This is a genomic window from Amorphus coralli DSM 19760, assembly GCF_000374525.1.
GTDB classification, from domain to species: domain Bacteria; phylum Pseudomonadota; class Alphaproteobacteria; order Rhizobiales; family Amorphaceae; genus Amorphus; species Amorphus coralli.
This window is the reverse complement of the sequence record NZ_KB894572.1, coordinates 198,583-218,829: the sequence shown is the minus strand read 5'-3', so window position 1 is coordinate 218,829 and position 20,247 is coordinate 198,583. Positions and strand designations below refer to the sequence as shown.

Genomic DNA, 20,247 nt, shown 5'->3' with positions numbered 1-20,247 from the left:
ACGGCCGCCCGGACCGGACGGCATGGCCCGCACGTCACCCGATCACGTGACCACGGCGATCCCGGCGCGAGCCGGGGTCAGCCTCAAGCTCGACCACGTGGGCGAGATCCTCAATGGCGCCGATATCGGCTTCTTCGAGATCCACGCGGAGAACTACATGGGTGACGGCGGTCTGCCGCACCGGATGCTGGAGCGCATCCGCGAGCGCTTTCCGGTTTCCGTCCACGGCGTCGGCCTGTCCATCGGCGGCGACGGCCCGCTGGACGGCGCGCATCTCGCTCGGCTCAAGGCCGTGGTGGATCGCGCCGATCCCGGCCTCGTCTCCGAGCACCTGGCCTGGTCGACCCACGATCACACCTATGTGCCCGACCTGCTGCCGCTGCCCTACACGGAGGCGACGCTCGCCACCGTCGCCGAACATGTGGCCCAGGTTCAGGACATGCTCGGCCGCCCGATCCTGATCGAGAACCCCTCCACCTACCTCGCTTTCGCCGAGACCACGATGGAGGAGACCGACTTTCTGGCGGCACTTGCGGCGCGTACCGGCTGCGGCCTGCTTCTCGACGTCAACAACGTCATGGTGGCCTGCACCAACCGCGAGGCCGACCCGGACGCCTACATCGCGGCCTTTCCGCTCGACCGGGTCGGCGAGATTCACCTGGCCGGCCACCACGAGGACCGCGACGCCGCCGGGCGGACACTCCTCATCGACACCCATGACCGCGCTGTCGCCGATCCTGTCTGGGCGCTCTACGAGGCTACCATCGAGCGGGCCGGCCGGCCGATCCCCACACTCGTGGAGTGGGACAGCGACCTGCCCGACTGGCCGGTCCTTGCCCGCGAGGCCGCCCGCGCCGAGGAGATCCTGGCGCGCCTACGCCCGGCCAAGGAATTGCGCCATGCGGGATGACACCGTTTCACGGGCAGCATTCCTGGCCGCCGTCTCCGACCGCTCCGCCGCCGTGCCCGCTGGCCTCGTGGGTCCGGACGGCGCGCCGGACGCCCTGCGCTTCCAGGTCTATCGCAACACCGTTGCCTCCACCCTCACCGAGGCCCTGGCGGCGAGCTTCCCGGCGGTGGTCCGCCTCGTCGGGGATGCATTCTTCGCAGCCGCGGCGATCGACTACAGCGCACGCGAAAAGCCCGCATCGCCGCTTCTCTTCCGCTACGGGGCCTCCTTTCCGGATCATATTGCGGGCATCGCGAGCCTCGCTGCCTACCCCTACGTTCCGGACGTCGCGCGCCTGGACTGGGCCTGGCTCCAGGCCTACCACGCCGCAGACGCCGCTCCCTTCGGCGCCGACGATCTCGCTGCAGTTCCACATGACGCACTCGCCGGTCTGCGGCTTTCTCCCCACCCCGCCATGCGCACCGTCATCTCTGATTATCCCGTGGTGAGTATCTGGGCCGCCAACCGGGCAGACGAGACCGAAGCGGCTGCGCTGCCAGATCAGAGCGAGGACGCGCTCGTCACCCGCCCCGACATCGAGGTCCTGGTCCATCGCCTGCCGCCGGGTGGCGCGGCCTTGGCCGAGGCCCTCGCTTCGGGCCGAAGCCTGGAAGAAGCCGCCGGGCACGCCGCATCGATCGGCGGATTCGATCTCGGCGAGAGTCTGTCCGTCCTGCTCCGGGCGGGGGCATTTGCGAAACCGACGCCCTGAGCCTTCCCCGCGGGGCCTCCTGTCGACAAGGCAGGAGCCATGGCCGCCCCCTTCACCTTCGGCCGCCCGGCGGCCGCACCCACGACGCCCGATCGGGTCCCAACGAGAAGACCGAAGCCGATGTCCTTCCTGATCCACACCCACAATGCGATCTTCAAGACCCTCGACCGGCTGCTGGGCGGCTGGTTTCTCGGGCTCGCCGCGCGGTTCGTGTTCGCCGGCGTCCTCTTCGTCTACTTCTTCGCCAGTGCCATGACAAAGGTGGGCAGCGGCATTTTCGGCTTCTTCCAGCCGTCCGTCGGGGCCTACGCCCAGATCCTTCCGAAGGTCATGGAGGAGGTCAGCTACAACACTTCCGCGATCGCTTTCTTCCCCTACAAGCTGATCGTCTATGCCGGCACCTACATGGAGTTCCTGCTGCCGATCCTGATCGTGATCGGCCTGTTCACCCGCCTCTCCGCGCTGGCCATGATCGCCTTCATCGCCGTGATGACCTATACGGACATCACCGGCCACGGCGTCGACGCCGCCACCATCGGTGGCCTGTTCGACCGTGACCCGAGCTCCCTGATCACCGACCAGCGCACCCTCTGGGTATTCGTGCTGCTGGTTCTGGTGCTAAAGGGCCCCGGGTTCATCTCCGTGGACGCGCTCCTGGGCCGGTGGGCGCGTCGCTGATTGCGCGACGGGAACCCCGATGAATTTCGCGAGCGACAACTGGGCGGGCGTCAGCCCGAAGCTGGCGGCTGCCCTCACAGAGGCCGCGGCGGGCCTCGCCCCCGCCTATGGCGGCGACGACCTGACGGCGAGAGCCACCACGGCGCTGAGGGACCTCTTCGAGACCGATCTCGAGGTCTTTTTCGTGGCCACCGGCACCGCTGCCAACGCGCTGTCTCTGGCGGCAACCTCGTGCCCCGGCGGCATCGGCTTCTGCCATGCCGACGCGCACATCGCCAATGACGAGGGCGGCGCCCCCGCCTTTCTGGGTCGCGGGCTGACGCTCATCACCATGCCGGGCGCCAACGGCAAGATCACGCCGGACGCCCTCTCCGCCAGCCTGAGCCACTACCCGCAAGATCCCGGCCAGCGCGGCACGCCGCGCGTGGTCAGCCTTTCCCAGGTCACCGAGGCCGGCACCGTCTACACGCCGGAGGAGATCGCCGAGATCGGCTACGTGGCGCACGGCCGGCGCATGGCCGTCCACATGGACGGCGCACGCTTCGCGAATGCGGTCGCACATCTCGATGTCCGCCCCGCGAAGATCACCTGGGAAGCCGGCGTCGACATCCTGTCGCTGGGTCTTACCAAGACCGGGGCCTGGTGCTGCGAGGCCATCGTCGTCTTCGACGAGGCGAAGGCCGCTCACGTTGCGGCCCACCGCAAGCAGGCCGGCCACCTCTTCTCCAAGAGCCGGTTCGTGGCGGCCCAGATGCTGGCCATGCTCGACGACGGGCACTGGCTGGAGCTGGCCGGTGCGGCCAATGCCGCTGCCGCGCGGCTGGCCGCCGGCATCGAGGCCTCACAGAATGCCCGGCTCGCCTGGCCCTGCCAGTCCAACGAGGTCTTCGCCCACATGCAGACGGAGACGTTGAAGCGGCTGCAGGAAGCCGGCGCGACCCTCTATCCCTGGACGGCCCGCGGCACCACGGTCGACGAAGTTCCGAAGGAGGGCGAGACGCGGGTCCGGATGATCGCGAACTTCGCCACCACCGACGCGGACGTGGACGCCTTCCTCAGCGCGCTCGGCTAAAGCGCGTCCAGGCGAAGGGAAAACCGTTTCGCCGTTTGGAAAGGCGTCGGGCCACATCGGCTCGAGCCGCTCAGCGTCCTGTTGATATATGCGCCCACCATTGCACGGCAGCCCCGTCAATGGGCGTCCTCGAGGATCATCGCAGCGCCCTTCTCCGCGATCATGATCGTCGGCGAGTTGGTGTTCGCCGACACGATGCGTGGCATCACAGACGCGTCGACCACCCTCAGGCCGTCGATACCGCGTACCCTCAGACGCTCGTCCACCACCGCCATGGCATCGTCGGCGGTGCCCATCTTCGCGGTGCCCACAGGGTGGAAGATGGTCGTGCCGAGGTCGCCGGCAGCCTTCAGAAGGTCTGCGTCGCTCTCCACCGCCGGGCCGGGCAGATGCTCCTGAGGCCGGTACCGCGCCAGCGCCGGCTGCGCCACGATCCGGCGCACCAGCCGCAGCGAATCCACCGCCACCTGCCGATCCGCGTCGGTGGAGAGGTAGCGCGGGGCGATGAGTGGCGTCGGCCTGCCGTCTTCGGTCCGGCCGAGATGAATCGACCCACGGCTGGTCGGACGCAGGTTGCAGACGCTAGCGGTGAACGCATCGAACGGGTGCAGCCCGTCGCCCCACTTGTCGAGCGACAGCGGCTGGAAGTGGAATTCCACGTTCGGCGTCTCGAAAGCGTCCGAGGTTCGGGCAAATGCGCCGAGTTGCGATGGCGCCATGGTCAGCGGCCCGGTCCGACGGAGAGCGTATTCGATGCCCATCATCGCCCGGCGGAAGAGGTTCGCGTACATCCCGTTCAGGGTCTGGATCCCCTCCACCTGGTAGACTGGCCGGATCTGCAGATGGTCCTGCAGGTTCTCGCCGACACCAGGAAGCGCATGGACGACGTTGATGCCGTGACCGGCGAGCTGTTCCGGATCGCCGATGCCCGAGGCTTCAAGGATCAGCGGCGACCCTACCGCGCCGGAAGCCAGCACGATCTCGCCCGAGGCCCGCGCCATGAACTCCGCCCTGTCGCGCTCGAACACGATGCCGGTGGCTCGGCCCGCCTCCAATGTCAACCGGTGAACGTGGACGTCCGTTTCCACCCGCAGGTTCGGGCGCGACAGCACCGGCTTCAGGAAGCCCCGCGCCGCGCTCCAGCGCCGCCCGGTCTTCTGGTTTACCTGGAAGTAGGTGGAGCCCTCGTTGGTGCCGGTGTTGAAATCGTCCACCTTGGGGATGCCGACACCTGCCGCCGCCTCGCGGATCTCGTCGAGGATCTGCCAGCGCATGCGCGGATGCTCGACCCGCCACTCACCACCGACGGAATGAAAGGCGCTCGTCCCGTCGATGTGGTCCTCGTGCTTCAGGAAGAACGGCAGCACGTCGTCCCAGCCCCAGCCGGGCAGGCCGAGCTGGCGCCAGCCGTCATAGTCCGCAGCCTGCCCGCGCAGGTAGAGCATGGCATTGATAGCCGAAGAGCCGCCCAAGACCTTGCCGCGCGGATAGGCGAGCGTGCGGCCGTTCAGGCCGTCTTCCGCCTGGGTGGTGAACATCCAGTCGGCGCGCGGGTTGCCGATGGCGAACAGGTAACCGACCGGAATATGGAACCAGATCCAGTTGTCGCGGCCGCCGCGTTCAAGCAGCAGGACCCTCGTCTTCGGATCGGCGGACAACCGGTTGGCCAGCACGCAGCCGGCCGATCCGGCGCCCGCAATGATGTAGTCGTACTCGCCCAGGTCCTGCACCGTTCAACCTCCCGCTCCCGCTTCCGCCTTCTGGCGCCGGGTCACTCGGGTCCGCATGGCGGTTTGTCAGACCCTATCAGTGGACGGTCGGGGCCGTCAGGTGCAACCCTGTCGCGCGACACATCGGCCGGTGCGTGGGACGGGAGAAGCCGGGATGACGGTCTACGTGGTGAGCATCGGTGACGAGGCGAGCGAGACGCCGGGCCAGGCGATCGACTTTCCCGGCGAGGCGGTCGCACTGACCGCCAGCCTCTTCGTCTGCGAGACCGGCGCGTCGCAATCCCGGCTCTACCATGACGTGAAAACCCAGCTTCCCGCTGGCACGCCGCTCTTCGTCGGCGCGCTTGCCGACATCCCCAAGTTCATGGGCATGGCCGAGGGATCGACCAAGGCCGTCCGCCGCATCTTCGGCAAGGATTGAGACAGGACCCGTATTCACATGCAGACCGACCATCGTCTGGAATCCCCTTCCGCCGCCCGCAACCGGGACCCGATCCTGAAGGAGCTGCAGCGCCTGCTTCCGTCCGAGGGCCTGGTTCTTGAGATCGCCAGTGGCACGGGCGAGCACGCCGTCCATTTTGCCGCCGCGCTGCCCGGCCTTGTCTGGCAGCCTAGCGAGCCGAAGGAGGACATGCGCGCCTCCATCGTCGCCTGGCGCGACAGCGAAGGCCTCGCAAACGTTCGCGATCCGCTGGCGATCGATGTCCTGTCCGAGGCGCCCTGGCCCATCGACGCGGCCCGCGCGATCGTCTGCATCAACATGATCCACATCGCGCCGTGGGCAGCGACACCGGCGCTGATGGCCGGCGCCGGCCGGGCTCTGGCCGACGGCAATCCGCTGATCCTCTACGGTCCCTACAGGCGCGCGGGCGTTGAAACCGCCGCCTCCAACGAGGCCTTCGACGCCTCGCTGAAGGAACGCGATCCGTCCTGGGGTCTCAGGGAACTCGAGACGGTGGAAGAGGAAGCACGAAGGGCAGGCCTCGACCTCCACGAAGTGATCGAGATGCCTGCCAACAACCTCATCGTGGTGTTCCGCAAGGCGTCCGCAGGCTGAGCCGCGGCTCCGACATGGCCCGCACTCATGCAGAGACGGTACCCAGTCTTGCCGGCCTCGATAGCCATGATGGCGACCTCCCCGTCGATCTCGGCGACGTTGAACCGGTTGTTTACAGGCGGCGATGTGCCTTTCCGCGATCGTGCCCAGGCGCCAAAGAAGATGCAGAGGCCAGCCACCTTAAGGCAAACGTCGCCGGCCTGTCGCCCGCGCTTCGCAATCCATCACTAGTGTGCAAGGCAGGCATTGCGGGATGGCTGTCAAAAATCCGCATAGAGTTTCGGCAACCACTGCCTGTATCCTTTACGCAACACTCTCCCGTATACGTCACCCTGGCGACGTTTAGGGCTATTCCAACGGCACACAGTGAATAGGATCGAGGGCGTTCAAAAAAGATTCCGGTGCCGAGACTCGCTCTCCAAACGCCAGTCTCACCAGAAGGCATCGCCCCAGGAGGAAACAATGCAGCGTAGCGTCCTTTTCACTCTGGTCCTCGCCACGACCGCTCTCACCACGAGCGGAGCCGCAATCGCCGGGTCGTTCGCCCTGCGCGAACAGAGCACCAGAGGTCAGGGCCTTGCCTTCGCGGGCGTAGCCGCGGGCAGCGCGGGTCTCTCGTCCATCTACTGGAACCCGGCCTGGATGTCGGGACGCGAGGGCATGCAGTTCGAGGCCAACGCCAGCGCGATCCTGCCTTACAGCAACGTCACGCCGCAGACAGGAACGAGCCCTCTTCTGCTGGGCCTCGGCGGTACCGGAGAGACCGGCGATATCGGCAGCGACACGGTGCTGCCGTCGCTCTACGCCAGCTACCAGCTTGGCGAGAAGGCGTGGCTCGGCCTCGCCACCAATACCCCGTTCGGGCTTTCGACGAAGTATGAGGATCCGTACGCCGGCCAGATCTACGCCAAGACCTCCCGGGTGTTCTCCTTCAACGTCAATCCGAGTATCACCTTTGCGGTCAACGACTGGCTCTCCATCGGCGCCGGCATGCAGGTGATGTACTTCTCGACCGACCTGTCGCGTTCCCTCTCGCCAGTGCCCTATGCGCCGACAGCCCAGCTGTCGGGTGACGATGTCGGCTTCGGCGGCACCGCCGGCATCACCATTACCCCGTTCGCGGGCACCGAGATTGGTCTCGGCTACCGCTCCCCGGTCGGCCTCAACCTGACCGGAGACCTCAACCTTCAGGCGAGGTCCGGAGCTCTTCCCGCCGGCACCTACCCGATCGAGGCCGACATCACGCTGCCGGAAATCGTCACCTTCGGCCTGCGCCAGCAGGTGACGGAACAGCTGGCGCTGAATGCCGGCTTCGAGTGGACCAACTGGAGCCGGCTCGGCACGATCCCGGTGAAATCGGCTTCCGGCCCGTTGACCGGTGCAACGCTGACCAACCTCTCCTTCGATTACAACGACGGCTACTATGCCTCGGTCGGTGCCGAGTTCGACTTCAACGAGCGCTGGTCGATGCGCGGTGGCCTGGCTTACGAGTGGTCGCCGATCACCACCGCCAATCGCGATCTGCGGCTGCCGGATTCCGATCGTGTCCATGCCGCGGTCGGCGCCTCCTATACCTGGAAGGACAAGCTGACCATCGACCTCGCCTACACCCACATCTTCACGGTGGGCGACGGCGACGTGGAGCTGACCCCCGGCAATCCGAGCTACATCGCTGGCCTGCCCTTCGTCGGCTCGGTGGACTCCCGCGTCGACCTGATCTCGATCGGTGCCAGCTACAAGTTCTGACGCAAAGAAACCGGCCGCCTTGCGGGCGGCCGGTTTCGGACAGTCTTGGGCCGGCGGCAAGACCGCCGGCTTTTTCGTGCCTACTCGCCTTCCAGCAGACCGGCGAGCTTCAGGGCAACGCCCTGCGACCCCTCTACCTTCAGACGTCCGGTGGAGAACGCCACCATCGGGTTGAGCCGGCCTTCGATCAGCTTCATCAGATTGTCCGAGCTGAGCTTGAGGACGGTGTCCGCTTCGCCCGTTCCTTCCCTGATTTCCACCGGTGAGGCAGTGCCGTCGAGAAAGACGCTGCCCCCGTCGGTCAGGTCAAACCGGATCCTGTAACCGAGCCCTTCCAGCCCTTCGGACCTTTCGTCGAGCGCGTCGACGATCTCCTGCTTGTCGGCCATAGCCCTCTCCCGTTCGAGACGTACGCACCCGAAAGGGTGTGGTCAGAATGCGTCGGCATCGAGCGCCATCATGGCGCCCTTGCCGGACCGGATTGCGCCAACGAGACCCGCGGCCTGGGGCAGGATGCGTCCCATGTAGAACTCCGCCGTGGTGATCTTGGCCTTGTAGAAGGCCGGATCGGACGGATCTTCGGCAAGTGCGGCGTGCGCCACCTTGGCCATCCGAAGCCACATGTAGCCGAGCGCCACCAGGCCGAACAGGCGGAGATAGTCGGTCGCCGCGGCGCCGGCCTCCTCCGGATCCTTCAACCCTTTCTGGGCGATGGTAGCGGTGGCCAGTTGCAGACCGCCGAACGCCTTGGCGAGCGGCTGGGCCAGGTCCTCCAGCTTCTCGTCCTCCAGCGCCTCGTCGATGAAGGCGAGCACCGGATGGAAGAAGGTGCGCAGGTAGCGGCCGGTGTGCGCCGGCAACTTGCGGCCGACGAGGTCGAGCGCCTGAACGCCGTTGGTGCCCTCGTAGATCATCGAGATCCGGCTGTCCCGGACGAACTGCTCCACGCCGTGGTCGCGGATGAAGCCGTGGCCGCCATAGACCTGCATGCCGATATTGGTCGCCTCGAAGCCGAAGTCGGTGAACAGCGCCTTCACGATCGGCGTCATCAGGGCGGAGAAATCCTCCGCCTGCCGGCGCACCGCCGCATCGGGGTGGTGCTCCATCATGTCGAGGCTGCGCGCCACCCAGGAGCCCAGTGCCCGGCACCCTTCGTTGTAGGCGCGGATTGTCATCAGCTGCCGGCGCACGTCGGGATGCACGATGATCGGGTCAGCCGGCTTGTCGGGCGCCTTCACGCCGGACAGCGAACGTCCCTGCAGCCGCTCGCGGGCGTAGGCCACGGCACTCTGGTAGGCGACCTCTGCGGCGCCAAGCCCCTGGATACCGACGGACAGGCGCTCCGAGTTCATCATCGTGAACATGGCGCGCATGCCCTTGTGCGGCTCGCCGACCAACCAGCCCTTCGCATCGTCGAAGGAGAGCTGACAGGTGGCCGAGCCGTTGATGCCCATCTTGTGCTCGAGCGCGCTGCACACGACACCGTTGCGGGCACCCGGCCGACCATCCTCGCCGGGCAGGAATTTCGGCACGAGGAACATTGAGATGCCCTTCACGCCGGGGGGCGCGTCGGGCATCCGGGCCAGCACGAGGTGAACGATGTTCTCCGTCATGTCGTGGTCGCCGGCGGAGATGAAGATCTTCGACCCGGTCACCAGATAACTGCCGTCGTCCTGGGGGACGGCCCTGGTGCGCAGCAGGCCGAGATCGGTGCCGCAATGAGCCTCCGTCAGGCACATGGTGCCGGACCAGACGCCCTCCACCATCTTCGGCAGATACTGCTCCTTCAGCTCCTGGGACCCGTGGCTTTCCAGAGCCTTGCAGGCACCATGGGTGAGGCCCGGATAGAGCGAAAAGGCGAGGTTCGCCGAGCAGATCATCTCCTCGATGAACTTGTTCAGCGTCTCCGGCAGCCCCTGACCGCCCCATTCCGGATCGGAGGCCATGGAGGTGAAGCCGGTTTCGCGGAAGGCCTGGTAGGCCTCCTTGAAGCCGGTTGGCGTGCGCACCACGCCGTTCTCCAGCACGCAACCCTCCGCGTCGCCGGAGGCGTTCAGCGGCAGCAGGCGCTCGGTGGTGAACTTTGCCGCCTCTTCCAGGATGGCGTCGATCACATCCGGGGTGACGTGCTCGAAGGCGGGCAGCGAAGAATACTCGGCGTTGTCGTGCAGCTCGTTTAGCACGAAGCGCATGTCCCTGAGCGGGGCCGAATAGGTCTGCATGATCAGTTCCTCACGGGCTTGCCGGTCTCCAGAACGCTTTCAAAGCGGTCCAGCGTCGCCGACGTTCGCACCAGGCGCATGAAGCTTTCCCGCTCCAGTTCCAAAATGGCGTCTTCCCCGACTTCGTCGAGCAGATCGCAGTCGCCGCCGGCCAGCACGTTGGCCAGTTCGCCGGCCACCACCAGGTCGTGCGGCGTGGCGATGCCGCGGCGGGCAAAGCCGGCGGCCGCCATTTCCATGGCCAGCCGACCAGACGGGCCGGGAAGCTGATAGGTGTGGGGCTCCGGGGGGCGATAACCGTCAACGAGCTCCAGCGCCCGTGCCTTGGCATCGGCGAGGAGCCGGTCCCTGTTCATGGTGATGCCGTCGTCGGCACGCAGGAACTTCAGGCCCTTCGCCTCTTCCGCCGACTTGGCGACGGTCGCCATGGAAACCGTTTCGAACACCTTGGAAGGGGCCGGCATCGGACCGCCCGGAAGCGCGCCGGGCTCCTGCCAGCGGGCCAGCATCTCCTTGCAGCCGCCCCAGCCCGGCACGATGCCGACGCCGCACTCCACCAGGCCGATATAGCTCTCCGCGTGGGCCTGGACGGCATCGCTGTGCAGCAGGATCTCGCAGCCGCCGCCAAGCGCCATCCCCGACGGCGCACTGACCACCGGGAACGGGGCGTATTTCAGCGCCGAATAGGTCTTCTGGCCGAGCGCGACGAGCCGCTCGATCTCGCCCCAGGCGGCAATGTTGGCGGCAAACAGGGCCAAACCCAGATTGGCGCCGACGGAGAAGTTGCTGCCCTCGTTGTAGACGACCAGGGCCTTGTGGTTGCGCTTCACCAGCTTGATGGTCGAGGCGAGCAGCGAGACGACCTCCTCGTCGAGGGCGTTCTGCTGCGAGGTGAACTCGAAGCAGACGATGCCGTCGCCGATGTCCCAGGCCGCGGCCGAACCGTTGCGGATGAGCGGCTCCGAGGCGAGCTTGATGTCGGCAAGCAGCAGCACACCCTCGGCCCGCACGATGTCGGCGTAGCTGCCGTCGGGCTGCAACACCTGTCGGCGGCCATCCTCGACCCGGTAGAAGGTGCGCTCGCCGAGCGTCTCCAGGATTTCGGGAACCGGCTCGCCGGCCTCCTCGAGGCGCTTCGCCAGGTAGGCGCCGCCGATCCGATCGATCAGCTCGAACGGGCCCCATTTCCAGTTGTAGCCAAGCCGCATGGCCTCATCGATGGCGGCGATGTCGTCGCTCGCCTCGCCGACCAGCCGGGCGGCATAGGCCAGCGTGCCGCCCATGACGGCGAACGCGTAGCGGCCGATGCGGCCGGTATCGTCGAACACCTGGCGCGGATTGCGGACGCCTTCCAGCTCGGCGAGCCGCGGCCGCCGGGCGGGGCCGTAGCGGCCGGTGGACAGGTCGATGGCTTCCTTCTGCCGGCCGCCGCCCTCACGGTTGAGCCGGTAGAAGCCGCCCTTCCCCTTCCGGCCGGTGTAGCCATCGGCGATCATCTTCTCGATCAGCGGCAGCTCGCGGCGGGAGGTGTGGAAGGCATCGCCCTCCGGCAGCGCCGCCGCCAGGCTAGCGCCCACGTGAGGCATCAGGTCGAGGCCGACGAGATCGAGCAGGCCGAAGACCCCGGTCTTGGGGATGCCGAACGGCCGGCCGATGACGGCGTCGGCCTCCTCGACTGTCAGTTCCTGCTCGAACGCCTGGCCGACGGCAAGCTGGATCCAGGTGACGCCGAGACGGTTGGCGATGAAGCCCGGGCTGTCCTTGGCCGCGATGACGCTCTTGCCGAGCCTGCGGTCGGCAAAGTCGGCCACCCGGCCGGCAATGTCGGTATCGGTCGACGGGCCCGTAACCAGCTCCATCAGCCGCATGTAGCGTGGCGGATTGAAGAAATGGGTGATCATGAAGGCGCGGGCGAATGCCTCCGACTGGCCCTCCACGAGCGTCGCCAGCGGGATCGTCGAAGTGTTGGAGGACACCGCGGTCTCGGGCCGGCGCACGGCATCGATCTTCGCGTAAAGCGCCTGCTTGATGTCGGTTCGCTCGACCACCGCCTCGATGATCCAGTCGGCTTCGGCGAGCTTGTCCAGATCGTCCTCGAGGTTGCCCGTCTCCACGAGCTTGGCCGCGCGCGGCGACATGAACGGCGCCGGGTCGGCCTTCTTCATGCGGGCCACGGCCCCCTCTGCGAGCGCGTTGCGGTTCTCCGCGCCCTCGGGAACGATGTCCAGGAGCAGCACCTTCACCCCTGCGTTGGCCACGTGCGCCGCGATGCCGGCGCCCATGACGCCGGCGCCGATGACCGCGACCTTGTCGATGCCCGCCATCACATGCGCTCCATGATCGTGGCGATGCCCTGGCCACCGCCGATGCACTGGGTGGCGAGCGCGTAGCGGCCGCCCTCGCGGTTCAGCAAGGATGCCGCCTTGCCGAGGATGCGCGCGCCGCTGGCGCCGAGCGGATGGCCGAGCGCGATGGCGCCGCCGTCGAGGTTCAGGGTTTCCTCGCGAATGCCGAGCTCACGGACGCAGGCAAGCGCCTGGCTGGCGAAGGCCTCGTTGAGCTCAACCACGTCCATGTCCTTGATGTCGAGGCCGGAGCGGGCGAGCACCTTGCGGGTCGCCGCCACCGGGCCGATGCCCATCACGGTCGGATCGCAACCGGTGACGGACGCCGACACGACACGGGCGAGCGGCGTCAGGCCGGCCCGCTCGGCATAGTCCTCGCTGCACACCAGGACCGCCGCGGCGCCATCGGTGAGCGGCGACGAGGTGCCGGCGGTGACGGTGCCGCCTTCCAGGAAGGCGGGCTTCAGCTCCGACAGACTTTCCGCGGTGGTGTCGGGACGGATGCAGCCATCCTCGCTCACGCTGGCACCATTCGCCGGTATTGCAACGATCTCGTCGGCGAGCCGTCCCTGGTCGCGGGCTTCCGTCGCCAGCCGGTGGCTGCGGACGGCAAACGCCTCCTGGTCCTCGCGGGATACCTGCCAGCGCTGGGCGACATTCTCCGCAGTATCGCCCATGCTGATATAGGCGCCGGGGTTCTTCTCGTAGAGCTTCGGGTTCGGCATCGGGTTGAAGCCGGTCATGGGCACCCGGCTCATGCTTTCCACGCCGGCGCAGACGAAGACGTCACCCGCGCCCATCGCAATCTGGCCGGCCGCGATGTGAACCGCGTGCATCGAGGACCCACAGAAGCGGTTGATCGTCATACCCGCCACCGTCTCCGGCAGTTCGGCGATCTGGCCGATCAGACGCGCCACGTTGAAGCCCTGTTCGGCTTCCGGGAAGGCACAGCCGACGATCAGGTCCTCGATGTCCTCCGGCTTGACGCCCGAGCGCGCGATCAGGTCGCGAACCACGGCGGCAGCGAAATCGTCGGGGCGAACGCGCGCGAGCGCGCCCTTCCTGGCAAGCGTGAACGGCGAGCGCGCGTAGCCCGCGATGACGGCCTTCGTCATGGCGATGTCTCCTGGAGATGGAAATTCTTGTCGGGGGACGGGCGAGGCCCGTCGATCAGCTGGCCTTGCTGCGCTCGAACCTGGCGAGCGCTTCGCTGGCCTGCTGTTCGATGTCCTGCAGCTCCGTCAACGTCGTCTCGAGCGCTTCGCGCTGCTCCTCCAGACGCTGACGGCGTTCGCTCACGCCGGCGAGCAGCCGCTGAAGCTGCTCCTTCTGCGTGCGATCCAGATCGTAGAGATCCAGATATTCCTTGATTTCCTGGAGCGAGAAACCCAACCGCTTGCCGCGCAAGATGAGGATCAGGCGTGCCCGATCGCGCGCCGTATATATACGGGTCGCGCCGGCCCTGCCCGGCGACAGCAAACCCTTGGCCTCGTAGAAGCGAACGGCGCGCGGTGTCACGCCCAGTTCGTCTGCGAGCTGGGTAACCGTGTAAAAGTTGCCCGTCACCTGCAGCCCCTGCAGCGGCCCATGGTCTGTCATGCAGCCGACAATGTGGTGTAGCTATCATAGCCGATCCGGGTCAGGAAGCCGTGGACATTTTGGCGCGCGCCTTCTCTTCCTCGACGAGTTCCTTCTTTGAGAGCTTGCCAACCATGGTCCTCGGCAATGTGGTTCGGATTTCGAGGCTCGACGGCATCTCGATCTTCGATACCCGCGTCGCGAGAAATGCCAGGAGCTGTTCCGAGGTGGTTCCCGCTCCCTCGCGCAGCGTCACGAACGCTTTGGGCGTCTCGCCCCGGTAGGCGTCTGCAACGCCGATGACCACCGCTTCCGACACGTCCTCGTGTTCGTAGAGCGCATCCTCGATCATGCGCGGATACACGTTGTAGCCGCTGCAGATGATGAGGTCCTTGATGCGGTCGACCAGGAACAGATAGCCGTCGTCGTCCAGGTAGCCGATATCGCCGGTCCTGATCGCGCCCTCCACCATGACCGCCTCGGTCTCCACCGGGCGGTTCAGATAGCCGGCCATCACCTGGGGACCACGAATGCACACCTCGCCCTTCTCGCCCTGCGGCAAGAGACGGTGCGGCTCGTCAGGGTTACGGATCTCGATGATCGTTTCCGGCAACGGCAAACCGGCGGAGCCGTCACGATTTTCGCCCCCTGCGAGCAGATTGCACGATACCACCGGAGACGTCTCCGTCAGACCGTAGCCCTCCGCCAGCCGGCAGCCGGTCAGGCTCTCGAAGCGCGTCCGGATATCCGCCGGAAGCGGTGCTCCGCCGGAAATGCAGGTGCGGATGGACGACAGGTCCAGGGTGCGCGTCTCGGCAGCTGTGGCGATGGCACCGTAGAGGGTTGGCACGGCCGGCAGCACGGTCGGGCGCCGCCGCGCGATCGTCTTCAGAAGATCCTCGAGCTTGAACTGCGGCATCAGCACCATCTCGCCGCCGATGACCACGGCGAGGTTCAGAGCCACCGTCAGCGCGAAAATGTGGAAGAAGGGCAGGACGCAAAGGACCCGCTCCTCGCCTTCGCGAAAGGCGGGCCCGCCATGGGCAACCACCTGACGCACGTTGGCGACGAGATTGCGGTGCGTGAGCATGGCGCCCTTCGGCGTGCCCGTCGTGCCGCCGGTATATTGGAGAACCGCAAGATCCTCGGGGGCGATTGTTACCGGCCTGAACGCCCCACCTGCCTGCACGAGGGAGGCGTAGCCGACATGGCGGGCATCGGCGGGAACGCGGGCGCGCTCACGCCGCTTGAAGAGGCGGAACAAAAGCCCTTTCACGGACGGCAACGCGTCGGCCATCGGACAGACGATCAGATGCGCAAGCCCCGCCCGCTCCGCGATCGATGCGGTAGGCCGGTAGATCCGCTCCAGATCCATCACCACCATGACGGTGGCGCCGGAATCGCGAACCTGGGCCTCGATCTCGTGGGCCGTGTAAAGCGGATTGAAGTTGACGACGGTGGCGCCGGTCTTCAGCACGGCGAAGTAGAAGATCACATAGTAGGGTGTGTTCGGCAGGCAGAGACCGACGCGCGATCCGGGACCGACACCAAGCCCCTGCAACCCGGCCGCCGCCCGGTCAACGCATTCGCCGATCTCGCCAAAGGTCCATGTGCGCCCGAGAAAATCGATCGCGCGCAGACTGCCGTACGACGTCACCGCCCGGTCAAACAGCTCCGGCAGCACCGCACGCTCGTCCGAGATCGGATGCGCGTGCCCTTCCTCGACGGCGGCGACCTTTACACGGTCCTCCATGGTGCCTCCCAAACTGGCTTCCGCGAGCATGCCGGCCACCAGGCCACCGGCAATATGACGTTTACGTCACTTCTTTTCCCTTATCGTCCATTCATATCGGCAACCCGGCCGATCGCGCAAGAGGCGAACCGACTTGAGATCGCGCAAGAATGCGCGCCGGTCACCTTTAGATGGTGTTGATATCGGTTGGGTCACAAGGGCAGGCCGGAGCGTTGTCGCCGGTCCCATTCGAAGCGATACAAAACCCTATCTCCGGACCCCAAAGGTGTGAGATCCAGCAGGGGTGGCATCTGGACACAGGAAAGGCAGTGGCGATGGCGAAACAGTTCAACCGGATCCTCATCACCGGGGCGGCAGGCAGCCTGGGCACCCAGTTGCGCCGCGGCCTGGCACCGCTCGCCGATACGCTGCGGCTGGCCGACCGGGTGGAGATCGAAGATGTTCAGCCGCACGAGGAAGCGATGGTGTTCGACCTCGCCGACGAGGCTGCCACCATCGAGGCCACCCGCGACGTGGATGCGATCGTCCACATGGGCGGGGCCGCGGTCGAACGCCCCTGGCAGGACGTCCTGGATTCCTCCATCCGCGGCTCCTACCACATCTACGAAGGCGCCCGGAAACACGGCGTAAAGCGCATTGCCTACGCCTCGTCCGTCCACGCCATCGGCTTTCACAAGCTGACCGACCATATCGATGCCCAGACTCCGACCAGGCCGGACACGCTGTACGGCGTGTCCAAGTGTTTCGTGGAATCCCTGTCCAGCCTCTATTGGGACAAGTTCGGCATCGAGACGGTATGCGTCCGCATCTTCTCTTGCTTCCCGGAACCAGCGGACCGTCGGCATCTCTGGTCGTGGCTGTCCTTCGATGACTGCGTGCGCCTGTTCTCGTCGGCGCTTACTGCCCCCTCCGTCGGCCACACGATCGTATTCGGCATGTCCGACAACACGGTGAAGCCCGTTGACAATTCGCTGGCCGGACACCTCGGGTTCCAGCCGCAGGATTCCGCCGAGCCATTCCGGGCCGCGGTCGAGGCGCGGGTGCCCGTAGCCGACCCGATGGCATCCGCCACACGCTGCTATGGCGGCGCCTATGTCGACTTTCCGCATCCCGACGACGAGGCCCAATGAGCCCGTCGCGCCCCGCCTCTCTGCAACGGAGCTGACAGAATGGCGCGGCCGATGGCCGGCAGCAGCCTGTGGAGCGCCACCTGCCGGGAGGAGGCAGGTGCGATTGCGCTCGACCGGGACCTGGATGTCGATCTTGCCATCGTGGGCGGCGGCTTCACCGGCTGCTCGGCGGCGCTAGAGGCTGCCCGCCTCGGCGCCAGCGTCGCCCTTCTGGAGGCCCACGACATCGGCCACGGCGGGTCGGGCCGCAATGTCGGGCTCGTCAATGCCGGTCTCTGGCTGCCGCCCGACGACATCGCTGCCGCACTTGGCCAGGAGGCGGGGGAGCGGCTGGTCGCCACCCTCTCCGAGGCGCCATCGCGCGTATTCGATCTGATCGAGCGGCACGCCATCGACTGCGAACCCAGGCGCGCCGGTACCCTGCACTGCGCGCACGCACCGAGCGGCGCACGCGACCTGGAAAACCGCTTCCGACAGGGCAACAGGTCGGGCGCTCCGCTGACACGTCTCAACGCCGACGAGACCAGAGCGCGCACTGGCGCCAAGGGTCTTCATGGCGCGCTTTTCGATCCGCGCGCCGGCACCATCAATCCCCTCGCTTACTGTCGCGGCCTGGCGCGCGCGGCGTGCGAGGCCGGCGCACGCCTGTTCGCCCCCGCCCCGGTGACGCGCCTTGAGCGGCAGAGCGACTGCTGGGTGCTCTCGGCGAACGGTCAGACCGTGCGAACCAATGCGCTGCTGATCGCCACGAACGCCTATCACGAAGGCCTCGAAGGTCCCCACGCGCCACGCTTCGTACCCTTCTCCTTCTCGCAATATGCAACCGGCCCGCTGCCTGATGCGGTCCGTTCCGACATCCTGCCGGGCGGCGAAGGCTGCTGGGATACGGCAACCGCCATGACCAGTTTCCGTCTCGATGCCGAAGGCCGCCTCATCGTCGGCAGCGTCGGCAACCGGGAGGGGGTCAGCGGCCGGATCCACACCTCCCACGCCCGCCGGATGGTGCGGAGCCTCTTTCCGGCAGCCGGCGAAGAGCCGTTTCGCCATGCCTGGCACGGCACCATCGCCATGACCGGCGACCATCTGCCGAAGCTGCTCGCCTTCGGCCCCAACGCGCTGACCAGCTTCGGCTACTCGGGACGCGGCATTGCGCCGGGCACGGTGTTCGGGGCCGCGGCGGCACGGGCCCTCGTCACCGGTGACGTGGACAGCCTGCCAATGCGTCCCGTCACGGCCCATGCCGAACGCTTTGCCCGCACCCGGGCCTTCACCTGCGAGTTCGGCGCCGCTCTCATCCACGCATGCGGCCCCGGCAGCCGATAAGACGCACATCGCTGGAGCCGGGTCCCTGCGCGACGATGCCCGCCGCATGCGGTCGCTGCTTGCTCCGCCTCCGATTCCGCAGGACGAATACGCAATAATGATTTTCCACACAGCGACATTTCGTCAGAAATCATTGTCGCTTACCTTCAGCGCGCAGCTGACAAGGAGGCCTGCATGACGTCCCACGCGACGATTGAAATGGATGAAGTCGATCCGCTGGTCTACCGGCGTACGGTCGGGACATTCGCAACGGGCGTCGCTGTGGTGACCGCGCTTCACGACGGCGAGTATCACGGCATGACCATGAACTCGCTGACCTCCGTTTCACTCGACCCGTGCATGCTGCTGGTCTGTCCCCGCCACGGGAGCGCAACCGGCAAGGCCATTGCCGACAGCGGCGAGTTCGTCATCAACCTGCTCGGAGCCGATCAGGAAGACTTCTCCGCACGGTTCGTCGGCCAGTTCGAGGACCGGTTCACGGGGGTGGACGTTGAGCACACACCCACCGGCACTCCGTTGATCGCCGAGGCCCTGGCTCACATCGGGTGCAGCGTTGTCGATATCCACCGCGCAGGCGATCACGACATCGTCGTGGGCCGGGTCCGGTTCTGCAAGGAGCGCTCGGGCGAGCCGCTCGTGTTCTTTAAGGGACAGTATGGCAGCTTCGTCGCGCGCGGCGACTAGCTACGCCGCCATCTCGGACAAGTTTTCAAAGATATTTGTCGATTTCAGACGTTTTTGAACGCCCGCCGCCTCCCTATCCTTCTCGCCAAGCCGAAAGCGGAGATGCGAGACATCCGCCGCAAGAGAAGATACCGGAGGATCGAGATGCGACTGGGCTATTTCACCATGCCTATGCATCCCATGGAGCGGAAGTGGCACGAAACCCTGCAGGAAGACCGTGAAGCGGTCATCCTGGCGGACAAGCTCGGCTTCCACGAGGCCTTCATCGGCGAGCACCTGACGGATCGCTGCGAGAATATCACCAACTCCATGATGTTTCTTGCCTCGCTCGTCTCCGACACGTCGCACATCAAGCTGGCCACAGGCACCTCGAACCTGTCGCAGATGCACCCTGTTCTGATTGCATCGAACGCGGCAATGCTGGATCACCTCTCCCAGGGCCGCTTCATCCTCGGCATCAGCGCCGGTGCCCTGACGACGGACGCGGAAGCGCTCGGAATCCTCGACGAGGATCGCAACAAGATCTTCGCGGAGGCGATTGACGTCATCCTGGAGATCTGGGAGCGCGAACCGCCCTATGACATCGACTTGCCGGACAACCGCTTCAAGGTTTCAACTGCCAGGACCCAGGCCACGCATCTCGGCCTCGGCTATCTTCCCAAGCCTTTCCAGCGGCCACGCCCGGAGATCGTTGGCACCGTGCTCGCTCCCTACTCAAAGGGGGTGATCGAGATGGGCAAACGGGACTTCAAGCCACTTTCGGCCAACTTCCTGCTGCCGAAATGGGTCAAGACCCACTGGCCGAACTACGCGGATGGCAAGGCAGCAGTCGGCGAAACCGCAAATCCGTCGGACTGGAAGGTCGCCCGGACGATCTTCGTCGCCGACGACGATGCGACCGCGCGGCGCTACGGGCGCGAGGACGCCAACAGCCCCTACGGCTTCTACTACAACCAGATCCTGAGGAAGCTCCGTCGCTCCAAGCGCCTCTTCGTCATGAAGGAAGACAAGGATCAGCCGGACGAGACGATCACTCACGATTACGTGATGGACAATCTCGTCATCCACGGGAGCGTCGAGAGCGTCGTCGACCAATTGCTCGCGCTCCGCGACGAGATCGGTGACTTTGGCGAAATCGTCTACGCCGGCATGGACTGGGTCGACCCGGCGCTCGCCAAACGCTCCATGCAGCTCATGGCGGAAGAGGTGATGCCGCGTGTCAACGCGGCGATCAAGGCGCAGAACGCCGCCTGAATCCGCGGAGATAG

At 66.2% G+C, this 20,247-nt stretch carries 18 protein-coding genes; 11 read left to right on the top strand and 7 right to left on the bottom strand.

The window, feature by feature from the left end:
* Nucleotides 1-22: 22 nt before the first annotated feature.
* From bufB to C507_RS0108955, 4 genes are all read left to right on the top strand, one after another.
* On the top strand, nucleotides 23-910 hold the full coding sequence (gene bufB / locus C507_RS0108970) for an MNIO family bufferin maturase (protein ID WP_018699350.1): 888 nt from the start codon (nucleotides 23-25) through the stop codon (nucleotides 908-910).
* On the top strand, nucleotides 900-1,661 hold the full coding sequence (locus tag C507_RS0108965; RefSeq protein WP_018699349.1) for an HvfC/BufC N-terminal domain-containing protein: 762 nt from the start codon (nucleotides 900-902) through the stop codon (nucleotides 1,659-1,661). The genes bufB and C507_RS0108965 overlap by 11 nt, the downstream gene beginning before the upstream one ends.
* Nucleotides 1,662-1,781: 120 nt before the next feature.
* The gene (locus tag C507_RS0108960; protein ID WP_018699348.1) at nucleotides 1,782-2,339 is read left to right on the top strand and encodes a DoxX family membrane protein; all 558 of its coding nucleotides are present in this window, start codon (nucleotides 1,782-1,784) and stop codon (nucleotides 2,337-2,339) included.
* A gap of 19 nt (nucleotides 2,340-2,358) precedes the next feature.
* The gene (locus C507_RS0108955; protein WP_018699347.1) at nucleotides 2,359-3,411 is read left to right on the top strand and encodes a threonine aldolase family protein; all 1,053 of its coding nucleotides are present in this window, start codon (nucleotides 2,359-2,361) and stop codon (nucleotides 3,409-3,411) included.
* A gap of 116 nt (nucleotides 3,412-3,527) precedes the next feature.
* Here C507_RS0108955 and C507_RS0108950 read toward each other — a convergent pair whose 3' ends face one another.
* Nucleotides 3,528-5,141, bottom strand: a complete 1,614-nt coding sequence (locus C507_RS0108950; RefSeq protein ID WP_018699346.1) for a GMC family oxidoreductase — start codon at nucleotides 5,139-5,141, stop codon at nucleotides 3,528-3,530.
* A gap of 154 nt (nucleotides 5,142-5,295) precedes the next feature.
* On the opposite strand from C507_RS0108950, the gene C507_RS0108945 reads away from it, so the two are divergent.
* The 3 genes from C507_RS0108945 (at nucleotide 5,296) to C507_RS0108935 (ending at nucleotide 7,944) form a co-directional block, all read left to right on the top strand.
* Nucleotides 5,296-5,562 (top strand): hypothetical protein, encoded by a 267-nt coding sequence (locus C507_RS0108945; protein WP_018699345.1) that lies wholly within the window; start codon nucleotides 5,296-5,298, stop codon nucleotides 5,560-5,562.
* 18 nt (nucleotides 5,563-5,580) lie between these two features.
* Nucleotides 5,581-6,198, top strand: a complete 618-nt coding sequence (locus C507_RS0108940; protein ID WP_018699344.1) for a DUF938 domain-containing protein — start codon at nucleotides 5,581-5,583, stop codon at nucleotides 6,196-6,198.
* Between the two features lie 462 nt (nucleotides 6,199-6,660).
* Nucleotides 6,661-7,944: an OmpP1/FadL family transporter gene (locus tag C507_RS0108935; RefSeq protein WP_018699343.1), complete on the top strand. Its 1,284-nt coding sequence runs from the start codon at nucleotides 6,661-6,663 to the stop codon at nucleotides 7,942-7,944.
* An 80-nt stretch (nucleotides 7,945-8,024) separates the two neighbouring features.
* Here the strand turns inward: C507_RS0108935 and C507_RS0108930 are convergent, their stop codons facing one another.
* Genes C507_RS0108930 through C507_RS0108905 form a run of 6 tightly spaced genes read right to left on the bottom strand, consistent with a single transcriptional unit; the run spans nucleotide 8,025 to nucleotide 15,842 of the window.
* A complete protein-coding gene (locus C507_RS0108930; RefSeq protein ID WP_018699342.1) occupies nucleotides 8,025-8,333 on the bottom strand; it encodes an SCP2 sterol-binding domain-containing protein in 309 nt (102 codons plus the stop codon).
* Between the two features lie 42 nt (nucleotides 8,334-8,375).
* The gene (locus C507_RS0108925) at nucleotides 8,376-10,166 is read right to left on the bottom strand and encodes an acyl-CoA dehydrogenase C-terminal domain-containing protein (protein WP_018699341.1); all 1,791 of its coding nucleotides are present in this window, start codon (nucleotides 10,164-10,166) and stop codon (nucleotides 8,376-8,378) included.
* Nucleotides 10,167-10,168: 2 nt separating this feature from the next.
* Nucleotides 10,169-12,490: a 3-hydroxyacyl-CoA dehydrogenase/enoyl-CoA hydratase family protein gene (locus C507_RS0108920; RefSeq protein ID WP_018699340.1), complete on the bottom strand. Its 2,322-nt coding sequence runs from the start codon at nucleotides 12,488-12,490 to the stop codon at nucleotides 10,169-10,171.
* Entirely contained in the window at nucleotides 12,490-13,626 is a 1,137-nt protein-coding gene (locus C507_RS0108915; RefSeq protein WP_018699339.1) for a thiolase family protein, read from the bottom strand. The genes C507_RS0108920 and C507_RS0108915 overlap by 1 nt, the downstream gene beginning before the upstream one ends.
* 55 nt (nucleotides 13,627-13,681) lie before the next feature.
* Nucleotides 13,682-14,110, bottom strand: coding sequence for a MerR family transcriptional regulator (locus C507_RS0108910; RefSeq protein WP_018699338.1), 429 nt, complete (start codon nucleotides 14,108-14,110; stop codon nucleotides 13,682-13,684).
* A 40-nt stretch (nucleotides 14,111-14,150) separates the two neighbouring features.
* On the bottom strand, nucleotides 14,151-15,842 hold the full coding sequence (locus tag C507_RS0108905) for a long-chain-fatty-acid--CoA ligase (RefSeq protein ID WP_210162115.1): 1,692 nt from the start codon (nucleotides 15,840-15,842) through the stop codon (nucleotides 14,151-14,153).
* Nucleotides 15,843-16,156: 314 nt separating this feature from the next.
* On the opposite strand from C507_RS0108905, the gene C507_RS0108900 reads away from it, so the two are divergent.
* The 4 genes from C507_RS0108900 (at nucleotide 16,157) to C507_RS0108885 (ending at nucleotide 20,233) form a co-directional block, all read left to right on the top strand.
* Nucleotides 16,157-16,972 (top strand): NAD-dependent epimerase/dehydratase family protein, encoded by an 816-nt coding sequence (locus tag C507_RS0108900; protein WP_018699336.1) that lies wholly within the window; start codon nucleotides 16,157-16,159, stop codon nucleotides 16,970-16,972.
* Between the two features lie 51 nt (nucleotides 16,973-17,023).
* Complete coding sequence (locus tag C507_RS0108895) at nucleotides 17,024-18,295, top strand: NAD(P)/FAD-dependent oxidoreductase (protein ID WP_040400922.1); 1,272 nt, start codon at nucleotides 17,024-17,026, stop codon at nucleotides 18,293-18,295.
* Between the two features lie 174 nt (nucleotides 18,296-18,469).
* Nucleotides 18,470-18,979, top strand: a complete 510-nt coding sequence (locus C507_RS0108890; RefSeq protein WP_018699334.1) for a flavin reductase family protein — start codon at nucleotides 18,470-18,472, stop codon at nucleotides 18,977-18,979.
* A 144-nt stretch (nucleotides 18,980-19,123) separates the two neighbouring features.
* Nucleotides 19,124-20,233, top strand: a complete 1,110-nt coding sequence (locus tag C507_RS0108885) for an LLM class flavin-dependent oxidoreductase (RefSeq protein ID WP_018699333.1) — start codon at nucleotides 19,124-19,126, stop codon at nucleotides 20,231-20,233.
* Nucleotides 20,234-20,247 lie beyond the last annotated feature (14 nt).